The 6,611-nt window shown below is 69.7% G+C and carries 7 protein-coding genes and 1 pseudogene; 4 read left to right on the top strand and 4 right to left on the bottom strand.

Annotated features, from left to right (window positions below):
• Together QZT59_RS10605 and QZT59_RS10600 are read left to right on the top strand one after the other, a co-directional pair.
• Positions 1 to 545: pseudogene (locus QZT59_RS10605) on the top strand (cell division protein FtsZ); the annotation flags it as partial.
• Between the two features lie 366 nt (positions 546 to 911).
• The gene (locus QZT59_RS10600) at positions 912 to 1,448 is read left to right on the top strand and encodes a DedA family protein (protein WP_290815578.1); all 537 of its coding nucleotides are present in this window, start codon (positions 912 to 914) and stop codon (positions 1,446 to 1,448) included.
• Between the two features lie 45 nt (positions 1,449 to 1,493).
• On the opposite strand, the gene QZT59_RS10595 is transcribed toward QZT59_RS10600, so the two are convergent.
• The gene (locus QZT59_RS10595; protein WP_290815575.1) at positions 1,494 to 2,459 is read right to left on the bottom strand and encodes a TIGR00269 family protein; all 966 of its coding nucleotides are present in this window, start codon (positions 2,457 to 2,459) and stop codon (positions 1,494 to 1,496) included.
• A 96-nt stretch (positions 2,460 to 2,555) separates the two neighbouring features.
• Positions 2,556 to 3,275, bottom strand: a complete 720-nt coding sequence (locus QZT59_RS10590) for an alpha/beta fold hydrolase (RefSeq protein WP_290815572.1) — start codon at positions 3,273 to 3,275, stop codon at positions 2,556 to 2,558.
• 428 nt (positions 3,276 to 3,703) lie between these two features.
• Here QZT59_RS10590 and QZT59_RS10585 point away from each other — a divergent pair, with 428 nt between their 5' ends.
• Positions 3,704 to 4,354 (top strand): hypothetical protein, encoded by a 651-nt coding sequence (locus QZT59_RS10585; protein WP_290815570.1) that lies wholly within the window; start codon positions 3,704 to 3,706, stop codon positions 4,352 to 4,354.
• 139 nt (positions 4,355 to 4,493) lie between these two features.
• Positions 4,494 to 4,709, top strand: coding sequence for a hypothetical protein (locus QZT59_RS10580; protein ID WP_290815567.1), 216 nt, complete (start codon positions 4,494 to 4,496; stop codon positions 4,707 to 4,709).
• Between the two features lie 49 nt (positions 4,710 to 4,758).
• Here the strand turns inward: QZT59_RS10580 and QZT59_RS10575 are convergent, their stop codons facing one another.
• Entirely contained in the window at positions 4,759 to 5,565 is an 807-nt protein-coding gene (locus QZT59_RS10575; protein ID WP_290815564.1) for a methyltransferase domain-containing protein, read from the bottom strand.
• 90 nt (positions 5,566 to 5,655) lie between these two features.
• The gene (locus tag QZT59_RS10570; RefSeq protein WP_290815561.1) at positions 5,656 to 6,525 is read right to left on the bottom strand and encodes a deoxyribonuclease IV; all 870 of its coding nucleotides are present in this window, start codon (positions 6,523 to 6,525) and stop codon (positions 5,656 to 5,658) included.
• Positions 6,526 to 6,611 lie beyond the last annotated feature (86 nt).

Genomic DNA, 6,611 nt, shown 5'->3' with positions numbered 1-6,611 from the left:
TCACCCAGCCGAGCCTGATCAACCTGGACTACGCGGACATGTCCACGATCATGAACCAGGGCGGCGTCGCGGTGATGCTCGTCGGCGAGACCCAGGACAAGAACAAGACCGAGGAGGTCGTCCGCGACGCGATGAACCACCCGCTGTTAGACGTCGACTACCGCGGCGCCTCCGGCGGGCTGGTCCACATCACCGGCGGCCCCGACCTCACGCTGAAGGAGGCCGAGGGCATCGCCGACAACATCACCGAGCGCCTCGAGGCGAGCGCGAACGTCATCTGGGGCGCCCGCATCCAGGAGAACTACAAGGGCAAGGTCCGCGTCATGGCCATCATGACCGGCGTCCAGAGCGCGCAGGTTCTCGGCCCGACCACCCAGAAACAGGCCGACAAGTCCCGCGCGAGCATCGAGGGCGTCAACGAGGCGGACTTCGACGCCAGCAACAACCTCGACCGCCAGCGTTCCGACGGCTTCGGCGGCGGCGTCCACAGCGACGGCGGCCGCGACGAGCTCGAGCGCAACAACGGCGTCGACGTCATCCGGTAGTCGGCCGCCGTCTCGGCGGTGTAAGACGATCGTCTGACGACTCGCGAGCCGTTTTTCGCCGTTCGACTGCCGAGCGACGGGCTCGTTCTCACCGCGGCGTCGACCGATGCCGCGGTTCGGTTTCGCAACCCGCCGACCGATGCCGCGGTCCGGTCCCGCAACCCGCCGACCGATGCCGCGGTCCGGTCCCGCAACCCGCCGACCGATCCCGCGAGCGATCGCGCCGACGGTTCCGCCCGGTCGGCTCGACACGCCGAATGTTCGTTACTTTTGTTCGGACAAGATCGTCGAAGGTTTATCTTTTTGGCGACCGTACCACGACGAACTGAGCGAGAGCCGCGATTCGAGGCCGCTGATTGAAAGATAATGGAAACGACACTCGTCTCGGTGGGCGTCGCCGTCGCGTTCTGCGCGTTCTTCGTAACCGAGGGGCTGGTGGTCGGAAAACTCCTCCAGCCGGCCGTCTTTTTCGTCGCGTACGTGTCGGTACTCACGCCGCCGTGGCCGATCGTGGGCGTCGTGCTGGTCGGCTGCGCGCTCGGCGCCACGATCGGTCAGTGGGTGCTCTACCGCGCGTTTACGCCGACCGCGTCGGCTCCGGGCGGCGATCGCTGGTCGTTCGCGATCCTGGACCGACTCCCCGGACTGGTGCGGCGGTGGCTCGGGCGCCGGTGGATCGGACTGGTCGAGCGACAGGTCGACCGGTTCGGCGCGCTCGGCGTCGTCGTCTGTACCGCGCTCCCGGTGATCCGGACCGTCGTCCCGATCGTCGCCGGGCTGAGCGCGTATCCGGAGCGCCGGTACGCCGCGGCCGCAGGCGCCGGCAACCTGGCGTACATGCTGCTCCTGCTCGGAGCGGCCCGGGGCGTGCTCGGCCTCGGTCGCCTCTTCGTCGGAATCTGATGCCGTCTCGTCGTGATCCCGCGTCGCTCGCCGTGAAATCCGATTTCAGGCGAGCGCGTCGAGCAGCGTACACTTCCGACAGCGGTCGCCGGTGACGGACGTCGTCGACCCGCACTCCGGACACTCCTGCAGCTCGACGCCGTCCTCCTCTCCGTAGCGGGAGGCGGCCACGCCGGAGAGTTCCTCGTATCCGGCCATGATCGAGTGCCTGGTCCCCGGGTGATTCTCCTCCAGCTCGTACAGCAGCCGCTGGATTTCGCCGCGGTAGGCTTCGCTCGCGTGGGGACACTCGGTGATGTGGGCCGGCAGGTTCCGGAGGTGGGCGTACAAGGCCACTTCCTTCTCCGGGACGTCCCGGAGCGGCTTCGCGCGGGGGACGAACGCCTCCTGGGTCTCGCGTTCCGCGAGCGGGCCCAGGCTCGCGTCGAAGTGCTTGGCGATCTGGCCGACGTCGCCCTCGAGGAAGTTCATCAGCGCCGTCTGGGCCTCGTCGTCGAGGTTGTGGCCCGTCAGTAACAGGTTCGCGCCGAGATCCTCGGCGTACCGCGAGAGGACGTCCCGGCGGAAGACGCCGCAGTACGCGCAGGCGGCCATGTTCTCGGGATCGTCCTCGACGACCTCGTCCATCCGGATTCCGAACTCCTCGGCGTAGCTGACGACCTCGTGGCGGATGCCGAGGGCCTCGGACAGCTCGACGCAGGCGTCCAGACTCTTATCGCGGTAGCCCTCGATCCCCTCGTGGATCGTCAGGGCGACGAGCTCGATCCGGGGATCCTCGGCGAACGTCTCGTGGAGGACCTGGGTGAGGACGACGCTATCCTTGCCGCCGGAGAGACCGATCACCCACGTTTGCGGGTTCTCCGGCGTGGCCTCCCGGGGGACGAGACCGTCCCGCCGGACCCGGCGACGCACCCGCTTTTCGACCGACTCGCAGAAATGGCTCGCACAGAGGTGGGCCCCCGAGTAAGCGGCGTGCATGACCGCCTCGTCCGAACACCGGTCGCAGTCCATCGGAGCGACGTTGACGGCGCGGGCGGAAGTCCGTTTCGCACCGCCGGTCGCCGCGGGAGACGGTCGATCGGCGACGAGGCGGGACGCGACCGTCGCTCACTCCGCGAGGACCGGCGGCCCCTCGATCGCGGTGGCGCCGTCGGCGAGCGCCTCCAGGAGGGTGTCAACGTATCGCTCGCGGGCGAGCGAGGAGAACAGCTCGTGGCCGCCGTCGTAGAGGACGACGTGCTCGGCCGGGACGCGATCGCCGATCGCCCCCAGCCGCACGACCGGGTCGCCCAGCGAGCAGAAGACGACCGCGTCGTGGTCGATCGCGAGCAGTTCCTCCTGGGCTCGCAGGGTCTCCCGGAGGAAGGCCGGCGACACCCACCGGGGCAGGGTCGCCAGCTGGTGGTCGGTCGCCTCCTCGCCGAGCGCGTCGCGGTCGAGCTGGCCGGCGGGGACGAACGGGAAGTCGCTCGGAACCCGCGCGACCGCCCGGAGGATCCGCTCGTCGTACAGCTCGCCGTAGCCCCAGAAGGGGCTGAGGTAGACGTGGTTCTCGGCCCCGTCGAGCGCCTGTCCGATCAGCGCGCCGGCGCTGTGACCGAGCAGCTGGTAGTCCTCGAGATCGCGCACGTACTCGGCGACGGGCTCCAGCCAGTCGGCCTTGAAGTCCGCGATGTCCGTCGGGATCTCGAACGCGTGGACCCGGTAGCCGGCGTTGCCCAGCTTGCCGATCAGCCAGCTGACGTTCTCGTGGGTCCAGCGGTTACCCCACCCCATGACGAAGACCAGGTCCTCCTCGCCCGCCTCGTTGAAGATCCGGTGTCGCATACCGCCGCGTTCGTCGGCGAGCGCCTAAAATGTGGCCGTCCGCGGGAAGATCGCCCGTCGACGCCGTCGGACGATCCGGCGGCGATCGCACGGGGGCTGGCTCGTCGACCTCGTAGGCGAGTACGTCGATCTTCGCGGACGAGTTGGTCGACCGTCGCGCAGGGGTTCGTCGACGGTCGCGGACGGTGTTTTCGTCGCTCGCGATCGTCGGATCGGTCCGCGCCCCGCCGTCGTTCGCCCCGGACGGAACCCGCGCAAACGCCCGTCGACGGTCTGTTCCGCGCAAACGCCCATCGATCGTCTGTTCCCGACCGATCGCCGTCCGTTCGTGACCGCCCGGAAACGGTCGAAATTTCCCTCAAAACGGTCGTTCGTGAACGAATCTCCCTCCAGAAATCGTTTTGGGCGTCCGTCACCAACGGTCGCCGATGAGCATGGAGCGGTCCGCGGCGGTCGATCGCGTGGAGCGTCTCGTCGAGACCGTCGAGCGCGAGCGGCTCCCCGTTCCCGTCCGCGAGGTGTGGGTCTACGGCGATCTCGCGCTCGGGTTGGATCCCGTCGACCGCCTCGACGTCTACCTCACGAAGGACATCCTGATGACCAACGACGAAGATCGCGAGCGGGCGTTTTACGACGCTCACGGCGTTCGCGGGGTCGGGACGGCGGTCGACGCCGACTGGGCCGAGGCCGACCCGGGCCGCGTCCGCGCGAACGAGCACGGCCACGTCGCCCCGGAGCGCTGTCTCGCCGCCCACCTGCTGGACGGCGACGAGCCGATCCACCTCGAGGTGTGCAACGCCTCCTTCGAGGACAACGTCACCCAGCGGCTCCGGGGGGCCAGACTGCGCGAGGACTACACCCAGCTGCTCGATCCGCGCGGCGTCTGTCTCTGGGTCGACGGCACCCGTTCGACCGAGGCGTTCGAGAAGCTCCGCGAGAGCGCGTTCGCGATGCCGACGCTGTCGGCCGCCCTCGAGATGCTCGGGATGGACGAGGGCGAAGCCGAGACCGCCGCGAAGGCGGTCCACTCCTGGCGCGACGAGCAGGACGGCGCGACGGTCCGCGGCGACGTGATCTGACCGCCGCCGCGGCGGTAGACGTGACGCGAACGTCCCGCCTCCGAGCCGACGACCGCGCGAAATCCCCCTCTCCCGGGACGTCGACCGCGGTGACGGCGGACGGGAAAGCGTTTACCCGGTTCTCGCGTACCCCACGCGCATGCACCTGCCGTCGGACGTCGTGGATCGACTGTTTACGCCCCGGACGGCGCTCTACGCGAACCTCGCGCTGGTGTTCACCGGGTCCGCGCTCGCGATGACCGCGACAATCGATGCGGTCGCCGGCGCCGTCATCATCGGTATCGGTCTGGTCGGCGCCGCCGTGTCGCTGGTCGGCCGAGGCGCCGAGCCCGACCCCGACCGCGGGGACGCCTGAGGTCCCTCCCGTCGGCCGCCGTGACCGTTTCGACCGAGCGGTCCGCCGCTCAGGATTCCGCCGGTACCCGGCCGACCGTCACGTGAAACGGGACGGTTTCGGTTCGACGGTACGAGCCGTCGCCCATCTGGGCGATCACTTCCCGCCCCATCTCGCGCCACTCGCCCCGGAGGTCGTCGTACTCCGCTCTCGTCAGGTCGCCCGCCAGCAGTTCGGCCCGGTCGTCCGCCAGGCCGGCGCCGGAGGCTTTCCGCCTGGCGGCCAGCACCGCCACCTCGCCGTACGGGGGCTCGATCGCCCGGGTGTGGTCGTAGCGGTCGGTGGCCACGACCTCGAGCCCGGCGGTCGCGAACGTCTCGCGCGCGGCGGCCCCAAGGGTCACGTCCGTCTCCACGCCGTCGAGGTACGCTCGCCGCGCCCGCGCGGCCAGCGGCGACTCGGCGTCGACGGTCGACTCGACGGTCACCGACCCGTTGTCCGGTTCGATCGCCGCGACCAGGTCCCGCGAGACGCGGGCGAACTCGTCCAGCGCCGCCGCGGGGTCGGGAAGGTTAATCAGCAGCGCCTGACAGACCACCAGGTCGAACGCGTCGTCGGGAAAGGGCAGTCGGAGCGCGTCGCCGGCGACGGCGGGGACGTGCTCGCCGGCCGCGGAGAGGAGGCCGCGGTCGGCGTCGCAGCCGATCACCTCGCCGGGACACTCCGCGGCGAGGACGCGGCTCAGCTCGCCCGTTCCGCAGCCGACGTCGAGGACGCGCTCGCGCGACCCGAGCGCCAGCGGTTCGAGGGCCGCCCGCGAGTCGTCCCACATCCCCTCGCGGGTCCGTCGCAGGTAGTCGGCGGAGAACTCGCGCACGCCGGCTCGTTGGGACGGTCGCGGTAAAAGCGGGTCGGTGTGGGAGCGGTCGTGTGACGACCTGGCCCTGGCTGGCCGGCGGTCCGTCGCTCAGTTCGCCCGGAGTTGCTTCGTCTTCTCGATGTTCCACGCGAAGCCCCGGCCGTCCTCCGTCGGGGTCTCCAGCGCGAACGGCAGGTCTCGGAGGTCGGGGTGGTTGACGATCGCGCGCATCCCGTCCTCGCCGATGTGGCCTTCGCCGATGTGGGCGTGCTCGTCCTTGTGGGTTCCGACGTCGTGCTTGGAGTCGTTGAGGTGGATGTACTCCAGGTACTCCAGGCCGACCTCGTCGTCGAACCGCTCGACCGTCTCGTCGACGGCCTCGGGCGTGGTGAGGTCGTTGCCCGCGACGAGGGTGTGAGCGGTGTCGATGCAGATGCCGATGTCGGTCTCGGTACGGTCGATGATGCCCGCCAGGTGGTCGAACTCGCCGCCGAGCTTGGTGCCGCTGCCCGCGTCGGACTCGATCAGCAGTTTCACGCCCTCGGGAACGTCGAGCTCGTCGATGGCGCTGGCGGCGTTGTCGAGGCCGCCCTCGACGCCGGCGCCGGTGTGGGCGCCGAGGTGGGTGTTCACGTACGGAACGTCCAGTCGCTCGGCGGCGTCGAGTTCGGCCTGTAGCGAGGCCAGGGACTTCTCGCGGAGGTCGTCCTTCGGCGTACAGAGGTTGACCAGGTACGCCGAGTGGATCACCCAGGGCCCCTCGAGCAACTCGTCGGACTCCTCCCGGAAGCCCGCGGCGGCTTCGTCGCCGATCTCGGGCTCGGCCCAGACCTGCGGCGAGGTGGTGAAGATCTGCCCGCAGTTGCCGCCGAACGCCAGCTGGCGGTGGACGGCGTTGCGGATGTCGTCGTACGGCGGGGTCTCCTCGTCCGAGGAGACGCGCGATCCGGAGATCGAGACGTGTGCTCCGACGTTCATGGATCGGTGTCAGTACCCGGGGCTGATAGTGGTGTCGAACGCGTGCGGGCTGGCCGGAATCGTGATCCGGTCGCCGTCCCGTACCG

It is taken from the genome of Halovivax sp. (genome assembly GCA_007119345.1).
In the GTDB taxonomy this organism is placed as follows: domain Archaea; phylum Halobacteriota; class Halobacteria; order Halobacteriales; family Natrialbaceae; genus Halovivax.
The sequence above is the reverse complement of the archived record's forward strand: the minus strand, read 5'-3'. Positions and strand labels throughout refer to the sequence as shown.

Bases quoted from the DNA above. Each gene is read 5' to 3' on its own strand.
- QZT59_RS10600 (WP_290815578.1), top strand. From the start codon at position 912: ATGGAAACGACACTCGTCTCGGTGGGCGTCGCCGTCGCGTTCTGCGCG.
- QZT59_RS10595 (WP_290815575.1), bottom strand. From the start codon at position 2,459: ATGGACTGCGACCGGTGTTCGGACGAGGCGGTCATGCACGCCGCTTAC.
- QZT59_RS10590 (WP_290815572.1), bottom strand. From the start codon at position 3,275: ATGCGACACCGGATCTTCAACGAGGCGGGCGAGGAGGACCTGGTCTTC.
- QZT59_RS10585 (WP_290815570.1), top strand. From the start codon at position 3,704: ATGAGCATGGAGCGGTCCGCGGCGGTCGATCGCGTGGAGCGTCTCGTC.
- QZT59_RS10580 (WP_290815567.1), top strand. From the start codon at position 4,494: ATGCACCTGCCGTCGGACGTCGTGGATCGACTGTTTACGCCCCGGACG.
- QZT59_RS10570 (WP_290815561.1), bottom strand. From the start codon at position 6,525: ATGAACGTCGGAGCACACGTCTCGATCTCCGGATCGCGCGTCTCCTCG.